The organism is Winogradskyella sp. PG-2 (assembly GCF_000828715.1).
Taxonomy (GTDB): Bacteria; Bacteroidota; Bacteroidia; order Flavobacteriales; family Flavobacteriaceae; genus Winogradskyella.
Genome location: NZ_AP014583.1, coordinates 2,186,455 through 2,211,550, shown reverse-complemented (window position 1 = coordinate 2,211,550; position 25,096 = coordinate 2,186,455). Strand labels below are relative to the sequence as shown.

Annotated in this window: 23 protein-coding genes; 11 read left to right on the top strand and 12 right to left on the bottom strand. The window is 31.5% G+C overall.

The genetic code is table 11. The features are described 5' to 3' along the window. Positions 1–57 precede the first annotated feature (57 nt). Both WPG_RS09755 and trkA read right to left on the bottom strand, forming a co-directional pair. A complete protein-coding gene (locus WPG_RS09755) occupies positions 58–1,551 on the bottom strand; it encodes a TrkH family potassium uptake protein (protein WP_045471906.1) in 1,494 nt (497 codons plus the stop codon). 12 nt (positions 1,552–1,563) lie between these two features. Beyond that, positions 1,564–2,913: a Trk system potassium transporter TrkA gene (gene trkA, locus WPG_RS09750; RefSeq protein ID WP_045471903.1), complete on the bottom strand. Its 1,350-nt coding sequence runs from the start codon at positions 2,911–2,913 to the stop codon at positions 1,564–1,566. A 229-nt stretch (positions 2,914–3,142) separates the two neighbouring features. On the opposite strand from trkA, the gene ubiE reads away from it, so the two are divergent. Beyond that, entirely contained in the window at positions 3,143–3,874 is a 732-nt protein-coding gene (gene ubiE, locus WPG_RS09745) for a bifunctional demethylmenaquinone methyltransferase/2-methoxy-6-polyprenyl-1,4-benzoquinol methylase UbiE (protein ID WP_045471900.1), read from the top strand. Position 3,875: 1 nt separating this feature from the next. Then, the gene (locus WPG_RS09740) at positions 3,876–4,592 is read left to right on the top strand and encodes a porin family protein (protein ID WP_045471897.1); all 717 of its coding nucleotides are present in this window, start codon (positions 3,876–3,878) and stop codon (positions 4,590–4,592) included. Here WPG_RS09740 and WPG_RS09735 read toward each other — a convergent pair. Further along, positions 4,579–5,313: a TrmH family RNA methyltransferase gene (locus tag WPG_RS09735; protein WP_045471893.1), complete on the bottom strand. Its 735-nt coding sequence runs from the start codon at positions 5,311–5,313 to the stop codon at positions 4,579–4,581. The genes WPG_RS09740 and WPG_RS09735 overlap by 14 nt on opposite strands. Before the next feature lie 97 nt (positions 5,314–5,410). On the opposite strand from WPG_RS09735, the gene WPG_RS09730 reads away from it, so the two are divergent. The 4 genes from WPG_RS09730 to WPG_RS09715 all read left to right on the top strand — a co-directional run bounded on the left by WPG_RS09730 (position 5,411) and on the right by WPG_RS09715 (position 10,873). Further along, positions 5,411–7,984, top strand: coding sequence for a BamA/TamA family outer membrane protein (locus tag WPG_RS09730; protein WP_084221559.1), 2,574 nt, complete (start codon positions 5,411–5,413; stop codon positions 7,982–7,984). Between the two features lie 124 nt (positions 7,985–8,108). Further along, the gene (gene fbaA / locus WPG_RS09725) at positions 8,109–9,176 is read left to right on the top strand and encodes a class II fructose-bisphosphate aldolase (protein ID WP_045471890.1); all 1,068 of its coding nucleotides are present in this window, start codon (positions 8,109–8,111) and stop codon (positions 9,174–9,176) included. A 189-nt stretch (positions 9,177–9,365) separates the two neighbouring features. Continuing rightward, complete coding sequence (accD, locus tag WPG_RS09720; protein WP_045471883.1) at positions 9,366–10,223, top strand: acetyl-CoA carboxylase, carboxyltransferase subunit beta; 858 nt, start codon at positions 9,366–9,368, stop codon at positions 10,221–10,223. A 110-nt stretch (positions 10,224–10,333) separates the two neighbouring features. Then, complete coding sequence (locus tag WPG_RS09715) at positions 10,334–10,873, top strand: hypothetical protein (protein ID WP_045471880.1); 540 nt, start codon at positions 10,334–10,336, stop codon at positions 10,871–10,873. A gap of 73 nt (positions 10,874–10,946) precedes the next feature. Here the strand turns inward: WPG_RS09715 and WPG_RS09710 are convergent, their stop codons facing one another. Further along, the gene (locus tag WPG_RS09710; RefSeq protein WP_045471877.1) at positions 10,947–11,792 is read right to left on the bottom strand and encodes a hypothetical protein; all 846 of its coding nucleotides are present in this window, start codon (positions 11,790–11,792) and stop codon (positions 10,947–10,949) included. 446 nt (positions 11,793–12,238) lie between these two features. Between WPG_RS09710 and rpsO the strand changes: the two genes are divergently transcribed. Together rpsO and WPG_RS09700 are read left to right on the top strand one after the other, a co-directional pair. Beyond that, positions 12,239–12,508 (top strand): 30S ribosomal protein S15, encoded by a 270-nt coding sequence (rpsO, locus tag WPG_RS09705; RefSeq protein ID WP_045471874.1) that lies wholly within the window; start codon positions 12,239–12,241, stop codon positions 12,506–12,508. A gap of 205 nt (positions 12,509–12,713) precedes the next feature. Further along, the gene (locus WPG_RS09700) at positions 12,714–14,990 is read left to right on the top strand and encodes a polyribonucleotide nucleotidyltransferase (protein ID WP_045471870.1); all 2,277 of its coding nucleotides are present in this window, start codon (positions 12,714–12,716) and stop codon (positions 14,988–14,990) included. A gap of 65 nt (positions 14,991–15,055) precedes the next feature. Here WPG_RS09700 and WPG_RS09695 read toward each other — a convergent pair whose 3' ends face one another. From WPG_RS09695 to WPG_RS18210, 3 genes are read right to left on the bottom strand one after another with little or no spacing between them, the layout of a single operon-like run. Further along, on the bottom strand, positions 15,056–15,460 hold the full coding sequence (locus WPG_RS09695; RefSeq protein ID WP_045471868.1) for a hypothetical protein: 405 nt from the start codon (positions 15,458–15,460) through the stop codon (positions 15,056–15,058). 28 nt (positions 15,461–15,488) lie between these two features. Next, positions 15,489–16,034 (bottom strand): hypothetical protein, encoded by a 546-nt coding sequence (locus WPG_RS09690; RefSeq protein WP_045471864.1) that lies wholly within the window; start codon positions 16,032–16,034, stop codon positions 15,489–15,491. A gap of 5 nt (positions 16,035–16,039) precedes the next feature. Further along, the gene (locus WPG_RS18210) at positions 16,040–16,210 is read right to left on the bottom strand and encodes a hypothetical protein (protein ID WP_171817170.1); all 171 of its coding nucleotides are present in this window, start codon (positions 16,208–16,210) and stop codon (positions 16,040–16,042) included. 200 nt (positions 16,211–16,410) lie between these two features. On the opposite strand from WPG_RS18210, the gene WPG_RS09685 reads away from it, so the two are divergent. The 3 genes from WPG_RS09685 (at position 16,411) to rpe (ending at position 19,391) form a co-directional block, all read left to right on the top strand. Next, positions 16,411–17,412: a hypothetical protein gene (locus tag WPG_RS09685; protein WP_045471861.1), complete on the top strand. Its 1,002-nt coding sequence runs from the start codon at positions 16,411–16,413 to the stop codon at positions 17,410–17,412. A gap of 165 nt (positions 17,413–17,577) precedes the next feature. Beyond that, entirely contained in the window at positions 17,578–18,441 is an 864-nt protein-coding gene (locus WPG_RS09680) for an RNA polymerase sigma factor RpoD/SigA (RefSeq protein WP_045471859.1), read from the top strand. 284 nt (positions 18,442–18,725) lie between these two features. After that, on the top strand, positions 18,726–19,391 hold the full coding sequence (gene rpe, locus WPG_RS09675) for a ribulose-phosphate 3-epimerase (protein ID WP_045471856.1): 666 nt from the start codon (positions 18,726–18,728) through the stop codon (positions 19,389–19,391). A 4-nt stretch (positions 19,392–19,395) separates the two neighbouring features. Here rpe and WPG_RS09670 read toward each other — a convergent pair whose 3' ends face one another. The 5 genes from WPG_RS09670 to WPG_RS09650 form a co-directional block, all read right to left on the bottom strand. Further along, complete coding sequence (locus WPG_RS09670; protein WP_045471848.1) at positions 19,396–21,738, bottom strand: GumC family protein; 2,343 nt, start codon at positions 21,736–21,738, stop codon at positions 19,396–19,398. A 2-nt stretch (positions 21,739–21,740) separates the two neighbouring features. Next, positions 21,741–22,430: a polysaccharide biosynthesis/export family protein gene (locus WPG_RS09665; protein WP_231850166.1), complete on the bottom strand. Its 690-nt coding sequence runs from the start codon at positions 22,428–22,430 to the stop codon at positions 21,741–21,743. A 162-nt stretch (positions 22,431–22,592) separates the two neighbouring features. After that, positions 22,593–23,693 carry an MraY family glycosyltransferase gene (locus tag WPG_RS09660; RefSeq protein WP_045471835.1) on the bottom strand — a complete coding sequence of 367 codons (1,101 nt, stop codon included), beginning with the start codon at positions 23,691–23,693 and terminating at the stop codon, positions 22,593–22,595. Between the two features lie 81 nt (positions 23,694–23,774). Continuing rightward, complete coding sequence (locus WPG_RS09655) at positions 23,775–24,530, bottom strand: glycosyltransferase family 2 protein (protein WP_045471832.1); 756 nt, start codon at positions 24,528–24,530, stop codon at positions 23,775–23,777. A gap of 5 nt (positions 24,531–24,535) precedes the next feature. Further along, positions 24,536–25,087, bottom strand: a complete 552-nt coding sequence (locus tag WPG_RS09650; RefSeq protein ID WP_231850165.1) for a WcaF family extracellular polysaccharide biosynthesis acetyltransferase — start codon at positions 25,085–25,087, stop codon at positions 24,536–24,538. Positions 25,088–25,096: the final 9 nt, after the last annotated feature.

The following is a 25,096-nucleotide window of genomic DNA, read 5'->3' as shown; positions in this document are numbered from 1 at the left end:
AAACCAGTAGAATTATAGGCTAGCTAAATTTTAAAAAAATTAAAAAAAGTTAAAATTTTATCGATTTCTCCAAAAGAAAGGAGTCAATAATATAAGCACTGTGAATAATTCTAAACGTCCAATTAGCATTAGAAATGATGCCCACCATTTTCCTAAAGGTGGTAAAGCTGAATAATTATTGACAGGTCCAAAATCACCCAAAGCAGGTCCGACATTACCCAAACTAGATGCAGATAAACCAACTGCAGATATAAAATCCATTTGAAACATTGAAAATACTAAAGCACCAACTATGAAGGATAACATATACAGAATAAAGAAACCAAGAATATTAAATACAATATCTTTAGATACCGATTTAGTATTGTAGCGTACTGGTAAAATGGCATTAGGATGTAGCGCTCTTTTAAACTCTAAAAATCCATTCTTAATTAAAATTAATTGTCGTACTACTTTTACACCACCAGATGTACTACCAGCAGAACCCCCTAAAAACATTAAACCAAAAAAGAAAACAGTTAAAAATGGAGTCCACATAGTATAATCTGCAGTCACAAAACCAGTAGTAGTTACAATTGCTAAAACTTGAAATAAACCATGTCTAATAGCACTCTCCCCTTCACCAAAAATCATAGGATGGTCTATTGAAGACTGAGATACATCAGCTCTGAAATATATTAAAAGTGCAGCAATTATTGTAAATGCAGCAATAAACTTAAAATAAAGTTTAAACTCTTCGTCCTTAATTATATTTACCACTTTCCCTTTAAATAAGAAATAACTCAATACAAAATTTGTTCCTGCTAAAAACATAAAAAACATAATGATATACTGTATTGCAGGGTTATCATTCCAATGTGCAATACTAGCATTCTTAGTAGAAAACCCACCTGTTGACAAGGTACTGAGTGCGTGATTAATGGCATCAAAAAAAGACATACCTGCAACCTGCAAAAGAATAGTTTCTGCAGCTGTATAGCCTACATAAATTAACCATAATCGTTTTGCTGTATCAGTAATTCTAGGGTGCAACTTATCACTTCCAGGTCCTGGAGCTTCAGCAGCAAACAACTGCATACCACCAACACCAAGTAATGGTAAAATTGCAATAGCTAAAACAATAATTCCCATACCACCTATCCAATGTGTTGTACTACGCCAAAAGAGGACGCCTTTTGGTACAACTTCTATATCATTCAAAATACTTGCTCCTGTAGTAGTATAACCAGACATGGTTTCGAAAAAAGCATTCGTAAATGAAGGAATAGCTTCTGTAACTAAATATGGTAAAGTACCAGATAAAGACATCACAATCCAACCAAAAGCTACGACAATGTAACCCTCGCGTTTGTTCATCTCTTTACGATGGTTTTTTGTTCCAATCATGGCAAAAGTACCAATGAGTAATGTTGCTAAGCCAGAAAGAAGTAATTCAAAAGTAACACCATCTTTATATATGAGACTAATTAATGTGGCAATCATCATAAAACCACCATTAAACAATAGTAGCAGTCCAAAAAAATGGAAAATGATTTTATAATTAAGTTTCATACGAGGCATAACCTATGAGAAAAATGTTTCTACTTCAGATATAGAACGTGGTAAACAACAAACAACAACGCGATCACCTGATTCAATTTTAAAACTACCTAAAGGAATTAAACCTTTACCATCTCTTATGACTCCGCCGAAAATCGCTGATCTTGGAAAATTTAAATCCTTAATCAATTTATTAGTGATTTTAGAATCTGGTTTAACTACAAACTCTAAAAGCTCTGCATTCATATTAGTAAGTTTGGTCATAGCTACAACCTCACCTTTTCTGATATATCTAAATATGTTATTTGCGGCTAATAACTTCTTATTAATTAGTGTATCAATACCTATAGACTGAGATAATTGGTAATAATCCATATTCTCCACTAAAGCAATTGTTTTCTTTACTCCTTTAGATTTTGCTAAAAGACAAGACATGATATTAGTTTCAGAATTTCCGGTTACTGAGATAAAAGCATCCATTTCTGAAATGTTTTCTTCATCAAGAATTTCAACATTTCTTCCATCTCCACAAATTACTAAAGCATTTGGTAAATCTTCAGCTAAATCTTCAGCAACAGATTTTCTGTTTTCCACAAGCTTTACATTAAACTTACTTGCGCAAAGATCTTTTGCCGTTTTATAACCTATTTGACTACCTCCAAGTATCATCACATTCTTGATATCTACCTTAACTTTTCCAGATAATTCAAACAACTCTTCATCACCACCTTTAGAAGTCATAAACACCACTTTATCACCTTCTTTAAAAATAGTATCCCCCCTTGGTATGATTGTATATTGTGTTCCATAGCGTTGAATTGCAATGGGAATAAAATGTAACTCAGAATATAATTCTGCAGCTTCTTTAACTGTTTTCCCAACAAAAGTTGCAGTTCTAGACAAGCGTAAACCTAACATCGTAAGTGCTCCTTCTTCAAACTCATAAGTATCATTAAAGCCATACTGATTTAATAATAATTCAATCTCTGAAGCCGCTAAAGATTCTGGAGAAATCAACTCGTCAATTCCAAATTTAGAGAATCCTACTGTTTCTTTATTATCTATAAATTCTGTATTAGAGATACGAGCAATAGTACGCTTTGCTCCTAATTGCTTCGCAATAACACTAGCTGTAATATTTATCGTTTCAGAAGATGTTACTGCAATAAAAAGTCCTGCAGTACCAATGCGTGCCTCTCTTAAAATAGAAATTGATGTGGCATCGCCTTTTATAGTTTTGATATCTAAATGCTCCCCTGCATAGGATAAGCTATCTTTTTTTGTATCAATAAGTGTTATCTCTTGCGACTCGTAGGATAATAATTTCGCTAAATGAAATCCTACCTCTCCTGCTCCTGCGATAATTATCTTCATTACTATTTATTAAAATAAACATGCAAATATACTAAGAACTTTATAAGTTATAAGTTAGGAGCTGTCTAAACTATTTAAAGTTGTATCTATTGTTTAGTTGAAAATATATTTTCTTCTTTATTATTTTATATCCACGAATACACTAGATTTATTTAATCGAGCTAGAACTTTATATACTTTACAACTTTAAGTACTTGTAACTAATCTGTATATTTGCAAAAATTTTTTGATGGCCGAAAAAGTAAATCCATATAAAAATAGTGACCAATCTAAAAAGGTTCAGGTGACTAAAATGTTTGACACTATATCTAAGGAATATGATGGATTAAATAGGGTTATTTCCTTTGGTATTGATGTGAAATGGAGAAATAAAGTAGTGAAATTAGTAGCTAATAAAAATCCTGAAAATATTTTAGACATTGCTACTGGAACAGGTGATTTGGCCATAAGTCTCACAACAGCAAATGCTAAGAGGATTATAGGACTAGATATTAGCGATGGCATGTTAGAGGTAGGACGTCAGAAAATAAGTTCAAAAAAATTAGATGGAATTATTTCAATGGTTATAGGTGATTCTGAAGATTTACCATTTGAAGATAATACGTTTGATGCCATAACAGTAGCATTCGGAGTTCGTAATTTTGAGAATTTAGAGAAGGGGTTAGCTGAGATTTTAAGAGTCTTAAAACCAAATGGAATATTTGTAATTTTAGAAACTTCTGTACCTACAAACCCCATATATAAAGCAGGCTATAAAATACACACAAAATTAATTCTTCCTCTTATCGGAAAATTGTTTTCTAAAGATAGAGTTGCTTATAGTTACTTGAGTGAATCTGCTTCGGTTTTCCCTTATGGAGAGGCTCTGAACAATATTTTAAGAAAAATTGGGTTTATTAATGTCGAAGACATGCCACAAACAATGGGAGTGGCAACTATTTACTCAGCATCCAAAGCATAATATGAAGAGAACACTTATTTTCATTGCATTATTAATTACTTTTCAAAGCTCAACAGCTCAGTTATTTACTAAAGAAAAAGTTGCGAATAATATTGACAATATTGATCAAAAATTCTTGTCTTGGGGTTACTTCTTAGGATTTAATCAATATGATTTTAAATTTAACTACAATCAGGATTTAAAAGATATTTTAGTTGATAAGACCTTTGGATTTCACTTAGGTCTTGTTGGTGATATGCGACTTAACGATTATTTAAATCTTAGATTAGAGCCAGGAGTTTTCTTTACGACAAGAAATCTTAGATACGATGAAAGTTATTTTGCTGGTTCAGATTTTAATGACTCAGATTTGTTAAGAGAAGTTAAGTCTACATATGTACATGTGCCACTTCTTTTAAAAGCATCTACTAAAAGAATTAATAATATTAAGCCATTTATTATAGGAGGACTTTCTGTAGCTTTAAATCTATCGAGTAATCAAGATAATCCTGACGATAATAGTGCGGGTCAGTTTAGGATGAGTAAGACTACGACTTTTTATGAGCTTGGTTTTGGTATTGATCTATATCTACTCTATTTTAAATTTACACCTTCTATTCGCGGTATTTTTGCTTTTAATGACGAAATTATTAGAGATTCAGACCCAAATAGTCCTTGGACAGGCAATATTGCCAAAATGCAAACGCGTGGTATTTTTATCAACTTTACATTTCAATAGAACGTCGCATAAATTCGCTTAAAACTATTGCCGTAGCATTAGCAACATTTAAACTTTCAGTAGTATTAACATCTCCAAATTGTGGAATATTAAGTTTGCTATTAATTTTAGCTTTAATAACTTCAGAAATACCATTAGCTTCATTTCCTAAAACTACGATACCCTCGATTGGTAGGTTAGCCGTGTAGATATTTTCACCATACATGAAAGTGCCAAATTTTTTGGATTCGCAAGATTCTATGTATGCTTCTAAATTTAAATAAGACACATTAACACGTGTCAATGAACCCATTGTAGCCTGTACAACTTTAGAATTATAACAATCAACCGTATTAATACTACAAACCAAATCTTTTACTCCATACCAATCACAAAGTCTAATGATAGTACCTAAATTACCTGGATCTCTAACATCATCTAAAGCAATAATTAGACCTTTATTAGATGGTTGTTGCCCAACTGGAATTTTAAAAACACCTAAGGCTGTATTTGGGTTTTTCAATGATGATATTTTTTTTAGCTCAATCTCAGAAATATCTTGAATGCTATTGACTGGTGCTTCAAAAATAGATTTAGTAGTATACAAAGACTCAAGCTCAAAATCAGAATTAAGAAATTCTTTAATACCTTTAATACCTTCAACAGTAAATAAGCCATGCTGCTGTCTGTATTTTTTTTGACTTAAACTTTTAATTAACTTTATCTGATGCTTTGTAACCATTAAAATGTATTTACATTTGTTATAAGTATTACAAAGTAAATCTTTTTTGGACTAATATTTGTATAGCTTAATCATTATCAAAAAAACCATACAACTTTTGGGTTTGCTATTCCGCATTTCGACAGTCATAAAAAACTATAATTTAATTTATTATAGTATTGTCTGCTTTGCTTTCTTTTTAACCCTAAGCTCTTGTAATGTCGTAAAACGGGTTAAAAACGGTGAACACCTTATAACCGAAAATACAATTATTGAAGACGGCAAAACCAATAATGAAGAACGTGTTAATAATATAATCATTCAAAAGACAAATTCCGGAATGCGTGGTTTTTTGTCATTTCCATTACGACTTCACATATATAATTTAGCAAGACCTAATATAGATTCTATAATAAATGCTAATGTTTTAAGTGATTCTTCTAAAGTAAAACGAAAAATAGCTTTATTATCAAAAAAACAGTTTGATAAACAAATAGAATCCCGTCGTAATTTTAACAGTTGGTTAAAACGAACTGGTGAAGCACCAATGATACTCGATGAAGAGAAAACTATAAAGACTGCAAACAATCTAAAAAAATATTACTATAGTAAAGGATGGTTTAATAATGAAGTAAATTATGAGATTGAAAAGGATAGTACCAAAAAAGCTAAGGTAACTTACAAGATCGTAAAAAAAACACCTTATATATTAGATTCTATAACTCCTATTATTAGTAGCCCAGCAATAGAATCACTTTACGACACTTTTAGTAAGTCTTCTTTACTTGTAAAAGGAGAACAACATGATGAACAAAACTTTGAAAATGAACGTGAACGTATAAATACCTATTTACGTAATGCTGGCTTCTATTATTTTGGTCAAGATTATATTCGTTTTGTAACTGATACCATTGGTACTAACCATAAAGTAAACACTGAGTTAATTATAGCAAATCGATCTATACGTAGAAATGATTCTACAACAATTGAGCCTTTTAAAGTTTATAAAATAAAAGAAGTTAATATCTTCACTGATGATAATTTTGACAACCGTTTTAAAACCATTTCGGATACTACAAAGTATAAAGATTATACGCTCTATAGTAAGGACAAGTTAAAATTTAGACCTAAGGCTTTAACTGATGCAATTTTTATTAATAAAGGAGATATATACAGCGATTTAGCCAGAAGTAGAACTTCAAATTATCTAAATGATTTGCAGATGTTCAGGTTTCCTAGTATCGACTATGTTGAAAATGAAGAGGATACCTCTTTAACGGCTAATATCTATTTAGAACCAAAGAAAAAATATGCCTTAAGTTTTGACCCAGAAATTAATCAAAGTAATATTCAAACTATTGGATTTTCATTTAGTACAGGGCTAAAAATTCGGAATGTTTTTAGAGGTGCTGAAACATTAGAAATCACAGGTATTGCTGCTATTGGAGCCTCAAAGAATAGAACAGACGATGAAAGTGCATTTTTTGATATTAATGAGTTTGGTGGTAATATAAGATTAACATTACCTCGATTATTTACCCCATTTAATACCGATAAAATTATACCAAAATATATGTCGCCCAGCACGGCAATTAACTTTTCTGCAACAAGTCAGCAAAATATAGGTTTGGACAAACAAACATTATCTAGCATTGTAAGTTATAATTGGTTCCCTTCAAAAACTGTAACTCATAATTTAGAACTTTTTAATGTTCAGTTTGTAAAAAATCTAAATACAAGTAATTATTTTGGTGTCTACGCTAACTCTTTTAGCAGGCTAAACACTGTCGCAAGAGACATCAATTATATTACTAATGATGCTACTTTAGGGATTCCTGAAGAAGCTGATCAATTTATTAATGATGTATTAACCGAAAATACGAGTTTAACACCTAGCGACAATGATTTTATCACTGTAAATAATATTGAAGAACGCAAACAACGATTAACAGAAAATAACCTTATATTCTCTACAAGCTTTGACTATAAGAAAGATAAGCGAAAAAACATTTTCGATAATGATTTTTCAGTATTTAAATGGCGAGTAGAATTAGCAGGGAATTTGTTATCAAATCTATCTAGAGTCATAGGATCACCTAAAAATGAAGATGGTAGTTATGATGTTTTTGGAGTGACCTTTTCACAATATTTTAAAACTGAAATTGATTATATAAAGTATTTTGACTTTGGAAGAAAAAATGTTTTTGCATTTCGTAGCTATGCAGGTATCGCAATTCCTTATGGTAATTCTAATAGTATACCTTTTGCTGAAAGCTTTTTCGCTGGTGGACCAAATGACAATAGAGCTTGGACTGCTTATAACTTAGGACCAGGAAGTTCTACAACTACTAATGAGTTCAACGAAGCAAACTTTAAAATTCACTTAAGTGCCGAACAGCGTTTTAGCTTATTTGGTGATCTAAGAGGCGCATTATTTGTTGATGCTGGAAATATCTGGAATGTATTAGACAATGTTGAAGAGGAAGCAGCAACCTTTATAGATTTTAGTTCCTTAAAAGATATTGCCGTAGGTTCAGGGTTTGGTTTGCGTTATGACTTTGACTTTTTTGTCCTTCGCTTTGATGTTGGGTTTAAAACTTATGACCCTTCATTGACTGAAGGCAATCGCTGGTTTAAAACTTACAACTTTAGAAACGCTGTTTATAATATAGGGATTAACTATCCTTTTTAAGCTATTTTAACTGATTTAAACTATAACGTTTTCGGTATTTTCCACCATATTTATCTTTTAAAACGAACGACTTTATATTCAAAATTATGTATTTTTGGAGTCTAAATTTTCAATCATAAAAATTATGAGTCATAATATTAAACCTGGTGTTGCTACAGGTAAAGAAGTTCAAGAAATTTTCAATTATGCTAAAGAAAAAGGCTTTGCTCTACCAGCAGTAAATGTTATTGGTTCTAACACCATCAATGGAGTTTTAGAAACAGCAAAAGCTTTAAATGCTCCTGTTATTATTCAATTTTCTAATGGTGGTGCTCAATTTAATGCAGGTAAAGGCTTAAGTAATGAGGGTCAAAAAGCCGCTATTGCAGGTTCTATTGCAGGAGCAAAACATGTACACCAAATGGCAGAAGCTTATGGAGTGCCTGTAATTTTGCATACAGATCATTGTGCAAAAAAACTATTACCATGGATTGATGGCTTATTAGATGCTAGTGAGCAGCATTTTGCAGAAACTGGAAAATCGCTTTATAGTTCTCACATGATTGATTTATCTGAAGAACCAATCGAAGAAAACATAGAAATATGTAAGCAATACTTAGCTCGAATGAGTAAGATGGGAATGACTTTAGAGATTGAGCTTGGTATTACAGGTGGCGAAGAAGATGGTGTTGATAATAGTGATGTTGATGCTTCAAAATTATACACACAACCTGAAGAAGTAGCTTATGCATACGAAGAATTAAGCAAAGTAAGTGACCAATTTACTATTGCTGCAGCTTTTGGAAATGTGCATGGTGTATACAGACCTGGTAACGTTAAATTAACACCAAAGATTTTAAAAAATTCTCAAGATTATATCACTAAAAAATATGGTGTTGAGCATAACCATATCGATTTTGTATTTCATGGTGGTTCTGGTTCAACAGTAGAAGAAATAAGAGAAGGTATTAGCTATGGAGTTATTAAAATGAATATCGATACAGATATGCAATATGCATTCCTAAGTGGTGTTAGAGATTATGTACAAGACAAAAAAGATTACTTACAAACTCAAATAGGAAATCCTGATGGAAACGATGTACCTAACAAAAAATATTACGATCCACGTGTTTGGTTACGTAAAGGTGAAGATGCATTTGTCACAAGACTAAAGAAAGCCTTTGAAGACTTAAATAATGTAGATACTCTATAAACAATATTATCATATATAACTACCCATTAAGACCTAATACATTAGTTTTTAATGGGTTTGTTAATTAAAAAATACTTCTTAGCCCTACTTTTGAGTTTAATTAATTAATAGTAGTTTTGCTTTAACTAACTAAAACTATCGGTTTAAGGTTTTTAAATCTAAAACTGACATCTAAAACTATAAATCAATATGGCTTGGTTTAAAAGAAAAGATAAAGGAATTCAGACCTCAACTGAAGAAAAAAAAGACACTCCCAAAGGACTTTGGTATAAATCTCCAACAGGAAAAATAATTGATACTAAAGAACTAGAACAAAACTTTTATGTGAGTCCTGAAGATGGTTATCATGTAAGAATAGGAAGTAAGGAATACTTTGAAATTCTATTTGACGATAATAAATTTAAAGAACTAGATGAAGGATTAACTTCAAAAGATCCACTTAAATTCGTTGATACAAAAAAATATCCAGACCGTTTAAAAGCAGCTCAAACAAAGACAAATCTTAAAGATGCCGTGCGCACAGCAGTAGGGAAATCTAATGGTAAAGATTTAGTAATTGCTTGTATGGATTTCAGCTTTATTGGCGGTTCTATGGGTAGTGTTGTAGGTGAAAAAATTGCAAGAGCAGCAGATTATGCTCTAAAAAATAAAACACCATTAATGATTATTAGTAAGTCCGGTGGAGCACGTATGATGGAAGCAGCGTTATCCTTAATGCAATTAGCCAAAACTTCTGTTAAATTAGCTCAGCTTTCTGATGCAGGAATTCCATACATATCTTTGTGTACTGATCCTACAACAGGTGGTACAACTGCTTCATTTGCAATGTTAGGAGATATTAATATTTCAGAACCTGGAGCTTTAATAGGTTTTGCAGGCCCAAGAATTGTAAGAGATACAACTGGTAAAGAATTACCAGAAGGATTCCAAACCTCAGAATTTTTATTGGAGCATGGTTTTTTGGATTTTATTACGCATCGAAAAGAATTAAAACGAAAAATAAATTTGTACATAGATTTAATTACAAATCAGCCGATAAGAACTTAAAAAATTAAAGAGATGTTTAAACATCTTTTTTTTTAATAAAAAACTGAATCATTGTGTTAACCTTTTGAATCTTAATTGACACTAATTAATAAATCAACAAAATTAAACCAATGAAACGCACAAAGTACTCAATCTTATTATTATTTGTTTTTACAACTATTCTTTCATGTGACAAGTTAGATGAATTAACCGAATTCGATGTTACGGATGGATTCTCAACAACAGTTAACATTAATTTGTCAGAAGTATCTAATGAACCTCAATTATTTTCAGAATCCTCTACTATTGCTTTATCTTCAAATCAAGATATTCAAGATAATTTAGATCTTATTCAGGATATAAGAATCAACTCTTTAACTTATGAAATATCAAATTATAATGCAGAACAAGACTCAATGATAATGCTTACAGAAGCATCATTATCATTTGCAAATTCTAACATTAGTGTTAACGATATCAACTTACAACAAGCGGATAATGATAATACTTTATTTTCAATTTCTGACAGTGAATTGCTAAACTCAATAGGTAATATTCTCGAAAACACACCAACCATTGAAGCTATGGTTTCTGGGACAATTAGTGGAAGTCCCGTAAGCTTTAACGTTATTATCAACGTAAACCTCACGGCTACAATAGACGTGTTATAAACATTCCTATTTTAAATAGAAAAAAGCAAGCCACTTGGCTTGCTTTTTCTCCAACCAACTTTAATCAAACAAACTAATTCAAGGTAATCTCTATTTCTTGTCCATTATTAGATGTAAATGAGGCTTGGTTATCGCATTCACCATTTCCATAATCAAATATACCACCAAAATTAGTGCGCAGAACATTAAAAGTTCCACTAACAAAGTATGTACAAATCACTACTCTCCGCAATGGTGTTAACACTTCATAAGAATGTGTATTTCCATTAACAAAAATCGCAGTCCAATCTCCTGTGATTTCAAAAATATTATCACTAAAAAATCCGCTACCAAAACCTTCAATCCATTCTCTAATTTTAGTACCTTCTCTAGACGCTTGTACACCATTTGGCCAAACTACAGTAATACTTAAATCATGCGTAAACTGAGGGTTTCCATTTTCATTAGAAAGTTCTTTAAGAATTGAACGACTTCCAATTAAATGTTTTGCATCTATGTAAAAATCAACCAAACTATAGTTAATCATAATTTGTTGAGCTTCGGGATCTCTTGTATAATCAAATACAATTTGTCCTTTTATTAAATGGCCACGAACAATACAACCTTCTGGGCCAAAATCCACACTCACTTGTCGATACCCTTGTTGTGCTACAACAGTGATAGTAACACACTCTGGAATGTCTCTAGCTTGCGAATCTCTATCCGTTAAACTAGATTCTTCATTTTCATAAACTTCAATTACTAAATCGCCCAATACACTATCAATCTGGTCAATTTCGGCTGAGCGTTGTACCTCTAATGTATCTTCTAATTGACTTTCTGTTTCTGTAGCTTCATTATTACTGCTACAAGACGTAAAGATTAAACCTAAAACCACAAGATTTAAAATTCCGCTTTTGAATGCTTTGAAACTTTTCATGATTACTTTTTTATTGTTAATATAGTGTTAAGACAATTCAATATTAAAAAGGTTTAATTTCAAAAAATAAGTTTTACTTTTAAAAGATAAAAGATTGACGTTTATTATTCAACAAAACTGGTATTGACCTGCACTGAATACTGCTCTTTATAAGAATATAATTTCATATAAATTCCATTATTATCTTTAAAGTAATTAATGTTAAAAACAAAACTTTAGTGTATTAAACTGAAGTAATAAGATAGACAAAATGGTATTTATTTTAACCAACAAATTTTAAAGATTAAATAAAAAAAACTCACTTCAATCGAAAAGTGAGAAATTAAAACAAAGTTATACTCTAAGAAATGCATCAAAAAAATAAGCAAATCACAAAAAAGTACTATATTTGCCGCTTGAAAGAAAATCTTTCATAGTACATAAAAATCATTTACAATAATATTAGCATGTATTTAGATCAAAAAGGAAAAGAAAAACTTTTCAAAAAACACGGTAAAAGCGCAAAAGACACTGGTTCTGCAGAAGGACAAATCGCGTTATTTACAGCAAGAATTAATCACTTAACTGAACACTTAAAACAAAATCGTAAAGATTTTAATACTGAGCGTTCGTTAGTAAAGTTAGTTGGTAAGCGTCGTGCTTTACTAGACTACTTAACTAAGAAAGATATCTTAAGATATCGTGCAATAGTTAAAGAATTAGGATTAAGAAAATAATCTCAATATAAAGACCACGCAAAACGCGTGGTTTTTTATTTTAATACAACGCAATCGAAAGCGTCTAAAACTCGAATTGAAGAAGCTTATACAGTTTTTCATTGGTCAGACTTTTAAAGTCAACAACACTACACACAACAACACAACGACCATTGTTTAACAATAACTTTGATGTTTAATATCAAAGTGTGAATTAAAAAATTATATGATTCCAAAGACTTACAAAGAGGTCATTGACCTAGGTGATGGTAGAGAAATTTCTATCGAAACCGGAAAATTAGCAAAGCAGGCTCATGGTTCTGTTGTTGTGCAATCAGGGAAATGTATGTTATTATGTACTGTTGTTTCCAATTACGAACAAAAAGATGTTAACTTCCTACCATTAACAGTAGATTACAGAGAAAAATTTGCAGCTGCAGGACGTTATCCAGGTGGTTTCTTTAAAAGAGAAGCTAGACCAAGTGATGGCGAAGTATTAACAATGCGTTTAGTGGACAGAGTTTTACGTCCATTATTCCCAAAAGATTACCACTCTGAAACTCAGGTAATGATTCAGTTAATGTCTCATGATCCAGAAGTTATGCCAGATGCCATGGCAGGATTAGCAGCTTCTGCTGCTATTCAGTTATCAGATTTTCCGTTTGAATGTCCAATTTCTGAAGCTAGAGTAGGTCGTATTAACGGAGAATTCATTATCAATCCAACATTTGCTCAATTAGAAGAATCTGACATCGATATGATGATTGGAGCTTCTGCTGATTCTGTGATGATGGTTGAAGGCGAAATGGATGAGATTTCTGAAGAAGAAATGGCAGATGCAATTAAGTTTGCTCACGAGGCTATTAAAGTACAATGTGCTGCTCAGGTAAGATTAGCTGAAGCATTCGGTAAGAAAGAAACTCGTGAATATGAACCAGAACGTGAAGATGAAGATTTAGCTAAAAAGATTCATGATATGGCATATGATAAAGTCTATGCTATAGCTAAAGGTGGTTCTTCAAAAAAAGAACGCGGAATGGCGTTTTCTGAAATCAAAGAAGAAATCAAAGCAACATTTTCTGAAGAAGAACTTGAAGATTATGGTGGTTTAGTTTCTAAATATTATTCTAAAGCCGAAAAAGCCGCGATTAGAGATTTAACCTTAGACGAAGGCTTACGTTTAGATGGCCGTAAAACTACAGATATTAGACCTATTTGGTGTGAGGTAGATTATTTACCATCAACACATGGTTCTTCAGTTTTTACACGAGGTGAAACTCAAGCATTAGCTACTGTTACTTTAGGAACATCTAGAGATGCAAACCAAATAGATATGCCATCTCAAGAAGGTGAAGAGCGTTTCTATTTACATTATAACTTCCCACCTTTTTGTACAGGAGAAGCTAGACCAATCCGAGGAACATCTCGTAGAGAGGTAGGTCATGGTAACCTAGCTCAACGTGCATTAAAAGGTATGGTGCCAGATGATTGTCCTTACACAGTAAGAGTCGTGTCTGAAGTATTAGAATCTAACGGTTCGTCTTCTATGGCAACTGTTTGTGCTGGCACAATGGCTATGATGGATGCTGGTGTACAAATGACGAAGCCTGTTTCTGGTATTGCAATGGGATTAATCTCAGACGCTGATTCTGGAAAATATGCTGTATTATCTGATATTTTAGGTGATGAAGATCACTTAGGAGATATGGATTTTAAAGTTACTGGTACTGCAGATGGTATTACGGCTTGTCAAATGGATATTAAAGTAAAAGGTTTATCGTACGAGATTTTAGTGAATGCACTACAACAAGCACGTGATGGTCGTTTACATATCTTAGAAAAATTAACGGACACAATTGCTACTCCTAACGCAGAAGTTAAAGATCATGCACCAACAATGATTACGAGACGTATACCTAATGAATTTATTGGAGCCTTAATTGGGCCTGGTGGAAAAGTAATACAAGAAATGCAAAAAGAAACTGAGACAACTATCGTTATCAACGAAGATCCAGTGACTGAAGAAGGTATTGTTGAAATTTTAGGTGTAGGTAAAAGTGGTATTGATGCTGTTATGGCAAAAATTGATGCTATTTTATTTAAACCCGAAGTTGGCAGCGTTTACGAAGTGAAAGTGATTAAAATGTTAGATTTTGGAGCTGTTGTTGAATATATGGAAGCGCCAGGAAACGAAGTATTATTACACGTATCTGAATTAGCTTGGGAACGTACAGAAAATGTATCTGATGTAGTAAACATGGGAGATGTATTTGATGTTAAGTACTTTGGTATAGACAAACGTACACGTAAAGAAAAGGTATCTCGGAAGGCTATTTTACCTAAACCAGAAGGTTATGTAGAGCGTCCAGCAAGAGATAACAATCGTGGAAGAGATAATAGAGGTAGAGACAATCGTGGTCGTGATAATCGTGGAAGAGATAATCGTGGAAGAGATAATCGTAGAGACGATAAAAAACCAAGGGAAGATAAAAAGGAAGATTAATTCTTTTTGAATCTTAATGAATAGAATAATAAAGCCCATCAAAATTCGATGGGCTTTTCATTACATTAATTTGGGCTTCTTATTGAGCCATCAATACTTGGACCATTCCAAGAAGTAATTATAATAAAAAAGGTGACAAATCCAGAAACTAAAATTCCAATACCTGTTCCATAAATTATAGACATAGTCTTATTGTGTCGTCGTAATGATTGAATGTCATTTGGTTGGATTAAGACACGCGTATATTTACCTTTTACCTTTTTTACTCCATAGAATTGACTATTATCTAAAAGAATTCTTTTAAATTTTAATATTTGACCATCTTTGGTTTTTATCTTCACTCTCTTATGCTCAGTGACAGCTTTATCTAATGACACGTTTTCTCTTTGATACACTCTACAACTTTGAAAGAGAATTAAAACTATTAATGCATTACTTACTAACTGAATTCTTTCTTTGATGATTTTCATAATTTTAATCTTTAAATTCCTTTTATAACTAAAACAACTGATAACTTAACCCAAACTTGGATGAACTAATATTAGCTTGACCACCTTCACTTAAAAAAGACAGCGTAATTTTTTTTATCTTATAACTCATATATGTGGCCATAAATGTTGTATTCATTCCTTTCAAATTATCTGTTCTATTCAATAATTCGCCTATATAATATCCAAAACTAAATGTGTTTCCACTAGTCAATTTAAAAACAGCTTCAGAACCAAAATTATAAGCTAGTATAGATTTTTTATTAAATATTAATAGTGAAGGATCCTCATTACTATTTCTAACATTTTCTAATGCATTTTGATATGGTCCAAATTCGTAATTGTATGTAAGTTCTATACCTATAACTCGCCAATCCATTTTTTTGGTTGGCAAATTTAAATTAATCCCTGTTTTAGAATTAAGGTTATAAAATGTCTTAGGATTATTACTTACGGTTTCATTTATTGGTTTATCAAATTTATACTTACCGATTGTACCACCTAAACCATAATAAAAGTTGAAGTACTTACGTGTAATACTTCTATGCGCATTCATTGAAATTAAGTTTTTTTATCCTTTATATTTTCATCAATATCATGGCTGCCAAAACTTGCATCTAAAGATACATAAGTGGCCTTTTTATTTTCATCTCTGTATTCTGGTTTTGCCGTATATGATTTTATTGAACCATAAGTCCCACTAGTATAAACTCTTTTCCCACAAGAGGTCATAATAATTAGGCCTATATAAGACCATACAACTTTACTTTATATTTCTTAAAACACTTCATTTTTTTAAAGTTTAGATAGATTTACAAACTCTAAATTACTTGTGATATTTAATAGTGTTATAATGATAATATCGATTGTAGACTATAATTTTTGTAATTTTTACAAATAATTATTATTTTAAGCTTAAAAAAACTCATAAAATGCAAAACATCTTTATAACCCATTTAAAAGAAAAGAGTAATTCTAATTCCTCATTTGTAGATGAAATTGCTACAGTTTTGGATATTGGCTATGATGCTGCTTATAGAAGAGTTAATTTAAAGACAAATTTAACGCTAGAAGAAGGTGTGAAACTTGCCAAACACTATAAGATATCGCTCAACAAGCTATTTGAGGTAGGAAATACCAATACCATATTAACTGATTTATCTCCACCAATTCATAATGAAAAAGGATTAGAAATCTGGTTAAATCAATCATACAATAGTGTGTTCCCTTTAACTAAACTTAAAAATTCATCCATTATTTATTCGGCAAAAGATATTCCTCTTTTTCATACACTTAAAGATTCGTACTTGTCGCGTTATAAAATTTATGTATGGTTAAAAGATGTAGACACTAATATGACCAAGAAAAAAGTATCTTTTGATGATTTTGTAAATACTATTCCAAATAGTTTATTAGAAAGTGCGTTTAAATTAGGTGAAGTATATAAGAATATTAACATTACTGAAATCTGGAACAACACTACTATTAATGGATCACTTCAGCAAGTTTTATATTATTTTGAAGCAGGTATGTTATCTAAAGATTTAGCACTTCTTATTTGCGACGATATTGAAGATGTTATTAAACATGTAGAAGAGCAAGCTATTAAACAATCCCTAATTGGATCTAAAAACAAATCCACTTATAAACTATATGTTAATGATATTCATACCATGAGCAATACCATTATGGTGAAAACACCAATGCAGAAAGTATTCTTCACACCTTTTACTGTAATTAGCTATTTCAAAATAGAACATCAATCTACATGTGAACTTATGTTTGAGTTTTTTGAAAAACAAATGAGCATTTCTAAACTTTTGGTTAATGCAGGTGAAAAAGATAGAGCACTATTTTTTAACCGTATGCATCAAAAAATAAATAAACTTAAAACTCGAATACGACTCGATAATGACATTTTTGATTTTGAGTAATCAGAACAAATATAGTTCAAATAAACATCGACGAAATGTGTTTTTTTTACGACAAAGTGCTTTAACTTTAAAAAATATTGTATTATTGTGTAACATTTCATCAATTTCGTACGTATAATAAAAACAACGTAGTGTTGTATGAAATACCACAAATCTTAAAATTAAATGAGACAGCTTAAAATTACCAAGCAGGTAACCAACAGGGAAACTGCATCTTTGGACAAATACCTACAAGAAATTGGCAAGGTAGATTTGATTACAGCAGACGAAGAGGTTGAATTGGCCCAACGTATTAAAGCTGGTGATCAACGTGCATTAGAAGAATTAACAAAAGCTAACCTACGTTTTGTTGTATCTGTTGCTAAACAGTATCAAAATCAAGGGCTTACATTACCCGATTTAATCAATGAGGGTAATTTAGGTTTAATTAAAGCGGCTCAACGTTTTGATGAAACACGTGGCTTTAAATTTATATCTTATGCTGTTTGGTGGATTAGACAATCTATTTTACAAGCATTGGCAGAACAGTCTCGTATAGTGCGTCTACCTTTAAACAAGATAGGTTCAATAAATAAAATAAATAAGACGTTTGCTTTTTTGGAGCAAAGTCACGAGCGTCCTCCATCTGCAGAAGAGATTGCTAAAGAATTAGATATGACTATTAACGATGTTAAGGAGTCCATGAAAAATTCTGGTCGGCATGTAAGTATGGATGCTCCTTTAGTTGAAGGTGAGGATTCTAACCTATACGATGTATTACGTAGTGGTGAGTCTCCAAACCCAGATAAAGATTTATTACACGAATCATTACGAACTGAAATAGAGCGTGCTCTAGAAACACTTACACCACGTGAAGCAGATGTTATACGTTTATATTTTGGGTTAGGAAACCAGCATCCGATGACCTTAGAAGAAATTGGTGAAACATTTGATTTAACTAGAGAACGTGTAAGACAAATTAAAGAAAAAGCGATTAGAAGGTTAAAACATACCTCTAGAAGTAAAATATTGAAAACATACTTAGGTTAACTCAAAAACATCAATTATTGCGAGTAAATAAAAATTCACTATTTTTGAGAAGTGATTTTAATTTAAATACTATAAAATATAATTGGGTTAGGAATTTATATATTATATGACTAATCTAATAAAGGTAACAACAGTTACAAAACATAACTGTTCGTTTTTTGATTGATGAAAGAACCCACGGCTGATTACCGTGGGTTCACTTTTTATAACATCCTATCAACTCAAAACAGAAGAAACTTCATTTTTTATTTATCTTTACCCAAACCAAACAGAACTTCTATATAATGGCTTCAAAATTAATTGCTCCTTCAATGCTTGCTGCCGATTTTGGCAACCTTCAACGTGATACAGAAATGGTAAATAATAGTGAGGCGGACTGGTTTCATATTGATGTTATGGATGGACATTTTGTACCTAACATCTCTTATGGAATGCCAGTTATAGCGGCAATCAAAAAACATGCTACTAAGCCATTAGACGTTCACTTAATGATAGAAAAACCAGAACGTTATATTGAAGAATTTGCTAAGGTTGGTGCTGATATCATCACCGTACATTACGAATCTACAGTTCATCTGCATAGAACTTTAAGACAAATTAAAGATGCAGGTTGTAAAGCAGGTGTTGTACTTAATATAACTACTCCTCTAACTGTTTTAGAAGACATTCTACCAGAATGTTTTATGATATTATTAATGTCAATCAATCCAGGTTTCGGAGGTCAAAAGTTTGAAAACATTACATACAAGCGTGTAAAACGACTTCGCCAAATGATTAGAGAACAGGATTTAAACACACGGATTGAAATTGATGGCGGTGTTACTGATAGAAATATTAAAGCGCTTGTAGAAGCTGGTGCAGATACTTTTGTCGCAGGTAGTCATGTGTTTAAAAGTGTTAATCCTACAACAACAATTAAGAATTTAAAGTCTATTGCTAATGATAAGTAACTAATTATTTAGATTTAGATCCATAACCATAGTTATAACCATAGTTATAACCGTAACCATATGATTTATTAGTCTCTACACCATTAAGTACATAAGCTATATTTTTCAACTTACCAGATTCGAGTAAATCCTTAGAAAAATTCAATAAATTCTTCTCAGTATAATTGGCTCTTACTAAATAAATAGTTGCATCTACAAATTGTGATATCAGCATCGTATCTGTTACGAGTATGGTAGGAGCTGTATCAACAATAATATAATCGTATACGTCTTTAGCCTCTTCTATTAACTTCTTAAAACGACCATTTGTTAAAAGTTGTGCAGGATTTGGAGGAATACTTCCAGATAAAATAATATCGTGATTACTATGTTTATCAAAACCCTGAATCAACGCATCTTTCCAGTCATAATTAACATCGTGCAAGTAATTAGATAATCCAGGCTTATGTTTGTCTTGTTTAATGTGTGAATGAATTTGAGGATTTCTTAAATCCGCTCCAATTAGCAACACCTTCCTATTAATACTAGATAATGCTAAAGACAGGTTAATACTTATATAGGTCTTTCCCTCCCCTTTTATTGTAGAAGTGCAGTAAATCACTTTTCCCTTATCACCTTCTTTAACTGGTAAAATATAATTAACATTAGAGCTTAAAATTCGAAATGCTTCTGATAATACAGATTTATCCTCAGGATCTTTAAATATAAGATTGTCGGATTTTACTTTAGGAATTTCACCTACTATAGGGACTTTAGAACTAATTTGAGCAACATCTTCACGCCCTTTTACCTTAGTATCTAAAAGCAACAGTGCATAAATTATTCCAAAAGGAATAAGTAAACCAGCCACAAGAGCCAATAAATATGTACTTCTAGAATTAGGTGAAATTGGATTACCACCAGAGATAGCGTATTCAACAACTTTAATAGAAGGCTCCGTAATTGCTAAATTAATCGCCGCTTCTTCTCTTTTTTGAAGTAAAAAAAGATATAAACTTTGCTTAATTTCTTGTTGTCTTTTAATTTCGAGAATTGTTTTTTCTTTAGCTGGCAAGCTATAAACTTGAGATGAGAACTTACGATTTTTACGAATCAATTGCTGTTTAGATGCCTCAAGCTGGGTTTTATAAGATGCTATAGATGTATTAATATTAGATTTTAAATCTGATAGCCTTTCATTTAATATAATAACGCTTGGATTATTATTACCAGCACTTGTTGCTAAATTATCACGTTCAAAAACAAGGGAATTATAGTTACTAACTAAGCCATTAATACTTGTATTTGAAAGCCCAATATTTGCTGGTAATAAATCTGACTTGGTATTATTTGGGGCACTTAAAGTTTCTTTTAATAAATCAGATAGCATTAATTGACCTTCAACATCGAACAATTCTTCCTCAGATTGAGTTCGTTGTGACAAACCTAATTCTGCATCAGACTCAACAGTAATTAAATTATTCTTTTGTTTAAAATCTTTAATTCCAATCTCAATTGAATCTAATTCTTCAGCTAACAATAGAAAACGTTCTTCTATAAAGTCAATGGTTCTACGAGAAATTTCTTGTCTGTCATTTATACCGTCTTCATTAAAAACATCAATCAACGTGTTTAAGATTCTTTCATTCTTACCAATACTTTGGCTACTATAATTTAATTGTAGTAAATCACTACCTTTACCCACCATATTAATAGTAACACCCCCCTTTAAACTCTTAGTCACTGCACTTGCAGATGCAAACTTTACTATATAAGTTTTTCCTTGTAAATCTGAAATTTTTGATTTATTATTTAAGCTTAATTCAAATGGGAGATTGTGCGTAGTTTTTGTTGTATCAAAATCAGTAAATACTAAAAGATCTGTTTTATTACCCACAGTAATCTCAAAAGCATCAGGTGTAATGCTAATGTTATAAGAAGAGCTTCCTCTTACACTATCATTATCAATTTTTCTTAGGAACTGAAAAGGTAAACGATCAATCTCTGTAGTTAACACATTACCTTCTTCATAAAACCTCTGTGTTAAATCGATTCGTTTAACTACTTGTTCGATAATACGGTAAGATTTTAAAATTTCAATTTCATTTTCTAAGTTAATATTAGAACGATTAAAAACAAATGCTGAAGAAGGCATCTCTAGACCTTTTGTTTTATTTAAAATTTTAATCTTAGCACTAGATTTATATACCTTTGGTGTATACCTTAAATATAAAAAAGCGACACTGTAAGATAATATTAGGCCAAAAACAAACCAAATCCAATACCTTAAGTACTTTCTTATTTCCTTTTTAATGAACTCCCCTTGATCTGTGGTTTTTATCGCTGTTGATTCTTTAATACCGCTCATATTTACCTTGTTATTAATACGATGGTCGAGAACAGAATGGAAACTACAGAAATTAAAGTTCCGACATTACCTACAAACCCTGCGCTTTTCACTTTTGGATTGTTAGGATTTACCACAATGACATCATTAGGCTTTATGAAATTATATGGGCCGTTTAACCAATCTGCCGAAGTTAAATCTATATGTGTTATTTGACGAACACCTTTTTCTTCTCGCATTAAAATAATATCATCTCGCTTACCATTAATTGTTAAATCACCTGCATAACCTATTGCCTGTAATAATGTAATATTTTGTTCGGTAAAGTTAAATGTTCCTGGTTGGTTAACCTGCCCCAAAACTGTAACTTTAGCATTAATTAAACGAACGTCTATATCTGGATTTTTTATATGTCCACCTTCCTCTAAACTCTTTTTTAAATAGTCAGCAAACTCTTGTGTAGTTTTATTAGCAACTGATAGCCTACCTAATACAGGGAAGTTAATCGTTAAATTTTCCGAGACTAAATAACCTTGTAATTGCATTAACTCCACACTTGCTCCTCCACTATTATTATTCACTTTATTGTAAGGAATTGCTGATTCTGGTATCAAAGCTCCTACCGTTATACTCAATACATCATTAGGCTGAATGACTGCATTAGAATATATAATATCTTTATTTGAAAATTGTTCTATATCTTGTAAATACAAAATTTCTTTTTTGCTCGCGCAAGAAAAAACCATAACTATATAAAAAAAATATATAAATTTTTTAATCATGTTAAAAGATTTAGTATCGCCGCAAATATAAGAGCAAATAAACTACTGACAAAGCAATAGTCTACTTGGCTATAATTTATTTATCTGACAAGATTATTCTTTCTGCAATTCTTTGATCCAATTGTAGATAAAATAGAGTGAATAAATTAATGTTCCACTAATGAGTAAAATCATTAATTGCATATGTATTTCCATATTTTTACAATACAAAGCCAATAATATAAGAACAATATTTAACCCAACTACAGTTATGGTCGTCTTAATATGGGAAAAGCCTAAACTTAAAAAACGATGATGTAAATGATTTTTATCGGCTGCGAATGGACTAGTCTTATGAACGACTAACCTGATAAAAAAAATACGAAGCGTATCTAACAATGGAAAAAATAATATTGATAATGCTATTATTGGGGAAGATTTACGATATGTACTAGAAATTACACCTTCAGAATTATCAATAAATCGTACAGCAAAGACGGCTATTATAAACCCTAAAATCATTGACCCAGTATCACCCATAAACATCTTATTTTGCTTAGAGAAATTGAGAAATAAGAAGGGAATAATTACACCAATAACTGCTGCTGCCAAAACCACCATGCTAATATCTCCATCTTTATAAAAAAGATAACCAAAAGCAGTACTAGCCATTAAAGCTAACATTGCTGCCAAACCATCAATGCCATCTATAAGATTATATGCGTTGATTATTAGTAAATACACAAATAAAGTGAAAATTACAGAAATCCAATATGGCATTATAGTTATATCTAAGATCCCTGATAAGCCTAAGATACGCGTATCAGTAAAAATGATTAATAACAATGCTGTAAAAAGCTGACCTGTGAATTTTTTACGAGGAGAAAGTATAAGAATGTCGTCTTTTAAACCTAAAAAGAATAGCAATGTAATACATCCAAGTATTAGTAATAGACTCTTAGTATCTAATAATGCTCCAATTATTGTTATTGCAATAACAATACCGATGTACATACCTATACCGCCTAAATTAGGGACTTTTCCTGAGTGGCTACTCCTAGAATCAGAGTCATCCATTAAATTTTTAGCCGTAGCTACATTGATTATTGCTGGATAGCTGGCTATAGAGACAATCATTGCTATAAAGACAGTAATTAATACGAGTATCCCTACATAATCTTGAGGGTTAAAGTTTTCGAGTAATTCTCTTATCATATTACCACCATAACAAGTTCAACGCAAATATCTAAAATAAAAACAAAACATTGCTATATAATCGCTAAGATAATTAAGACATCAGTTCTTCGGTATAAATTGTTTAATCTTAGTAATGTTTTTTAATATAATTGTACCAAAACCTCCAACGTTATTTTCCTTTATAGCTTTTAAATCTTCTTTAGTTTTTTGGACAATATTTTTAAAACTACCATTACTAGCGCCACCAACACGCATTTTAATAATAGTTTTATCTATATACGAAAATTTTAAATCCTTTTGCTGAAAAACACGGAGTATAAAATCGTAATCAGCTGCAATTTTATAGCTCATATTAAATAAACCATAAGTATCGTATATTTCTTTTTTGAGGAATAAAGTGGGATGTGCTGGCATCCAGCCCTTCTTTAACAATTTTTTATTGTAGGGCTTACTTACCCAATTTCTTATGATTTTATCAGTATTATAAAAAGCCACATAGTGTAAATTTCCATAAACACCGTTTGAATTTTCTTTGTTAAACGTTTCAACAATATCTTTTATAATATCATTATTGGCGAGAAAATCATCGGAATGCACAAATCCAATCACTTCGCCTTGTGCCCACGCGATTCCTTTATTAAGTGCGTCGTAGATTCCTTTATCTGGTTCAGATTTAAAAAAAATAGATGGATTTGTTTTTGCTGCTTTTTCTATAATAGCGACAGTATTATCTTCGGATCCACCGTCCATGATAATGTACTCAATATCATCATGGGTTTGATTAAGAACCGAATTCATACAATCCTTTATGGTCTCTTCACTATTATAAGTTGCTGTAATAATTGAAACTTTCATTAGGATTAATATGAGGTAAAGGTTCGCATTTTTATTTTTTTGGCCGGATTGCCGCTATAAATACCATAAGCCTCTAAATCTTTTGTTGCAACTGAACCCATGGTTAAAACAGCATGAGAGTGTAACCTTACACCTGGCGCCACGGAGGCTTTAGCACCAACCCAACTCCCTTCTCTGAGAATAATCGGCGCAACAATTAAATCAAAGCTAGTCGTTTTATAATTATGGTTACCACAAAGTAGTAATGCACCTTGAGATATACAAACATGATCTTCTAGAGTTACTTGATCTAAATTATCTATCCAAGCCTTTTCTCCAATCCAACAGTGATTACCAATTTTAAGTTTCCAAGGATATTTTATCGTCACTTTTGGTTTTATTACGACTCCCTTGCCTAATGTTGCCCCAAATCGTCTAAGCCAAAAGACTTTTAAAGCCGATGATACATTCCAAGCACTTTCAAAAAAAATAATACTAACCATATACCAAAGCAAACGTTTTACCTTAGATCCTGGTTGATACCAATCGTTATTATATGTTGATAAATCCGTTTTCAACACTTATCC

Coding starts and splice junctions, on each gene's coding strand:
- WPG_RS09755 (WP_045471906.1), bottom strand. CDS start 1,551: ATGAAACTTAATTATAAAATCATTTTCCATTTTTTTGGACTGCTACTA.
- trkA (WP_045471903.1), bottom strand. CDS start 2,913: ATGAAGATAATTATCGCAGGAGCAGGAGAGGTAGGATTTCATTTAGCG.
- ubiE (WP_045471900.1), top strand. CDS start 3,143: ATGGCCGAAAAAGTAAATCCATATAAAAATAGTGACCAATCTAAAAAG.
- WPG_RS09740 (WP_045471897.1), top strand. CDS start 3,876: ATGAAGAGAACACTTATTTTCATTGCATTATTAATTACTTTTCAAAGC.
- WPG_RS09735 (WP_045471893.1), bottom strand. CDS start 5,313: ATGGTTACAAAGCATCAGATAAAGTTAATTAAAAGTTTAAGTCAAAAA.
- fbaA (WP_045471890.1), top strand. CDS start 8,109: ATGAGTCATAATATTAAACCTGGTGTTGCTACAGGTAAAGAAGTTCAA.
- accD (WP_045471883.1), top strand. CDS start 9,366: ATGGCTTGGTTTAAAAGAAAAGATAAAGGAATTCAGACCTCAACTGAA.
- WPG_RS09715 (WP_045471880.1), top strand. CDS start 10,334: ATGAAACGCACAAAGTACTCAATCTTATTATTATTTGTTTTTACAACT.
- WPG_RS09710 (WP_045471877.1), bottom strand. CDS start 11,792: ATGAAAAGTTTCAAAGCATTCAAAAGCGGAATTTTAAATCTTGTGGTT.
- rpsO (WP_045471874.1), top strand. CDS start 12,239: ATGTATTTAGATCAAAAAGGAAAAGAAAAACTTTTCAAAAAACACGGT.
- WPG_RS09700 (WP_045471870.1), top strand. CDS start 12,714: ATGATTCCAAAGACTTACAAAGAGGTCATTGACCTAGGTGATGGTAGA.
- WPG_RS09695 (WP_045471868.1), bottom strand. CDS start 15,460: ATGAAAATCATCAAAGAAAGAATTCAGTTAGTAAGTAATGCATTAATA.
- WPG_RS09690 (WP_045471864.1), bottom strand. CDS start 16,034: ATGAATGCGCATAGAAGTATTACACGTAAGTACTTCAACTTTTATTAT.
- WPG_RS18210 (WP_171817170.1), bottom strand. CDS start 16,210: ATGACCTCTTGTGGGAAAAGAGTTTATACTAGTGGGACTTATGGTTCA.
- WPG_RS09685 (WP_045471861.1), top strand. CDS start 16,411: ATGCAAAACATCTTTATAACCCATTTAAAAGAAAAGAGTAATTCTAAT.
- WPG_RS09680 (WP_045471859.1), top strand. CDS start 17,578: ATGAGACAGCTTAAAATTACCAAGCAGGTAACCAACAGGGAAACTGCA.
- rpe (WP_045471856.1), top strand. CDS start 18,726: ATGGCTTCAAAATTAATTGCTCCTTCAATGCTTGCTGCCGATTTTGGC.
- WPG_RS09670 (WP_045471848.1), bottom strand. CDS start 21,738: ATGAGCGGTATTAAAGAATCAACAGCGATAAAAACCACAGATCAAGGG.
- WPG_RS09660 (WP_045471835.1), bottom strand. CDS start 23,693: ATGATAAGAGAATTACTCGAAAACTTTAACCCTCAAGATTATGTAGGG.
- WPG_RS09655 (WP_045471832.1), bottom strand. CDS start 24,530: ATGAAAGTTTCAATTATTACAGCAACTTATAATAGTGAAGAGACCATA.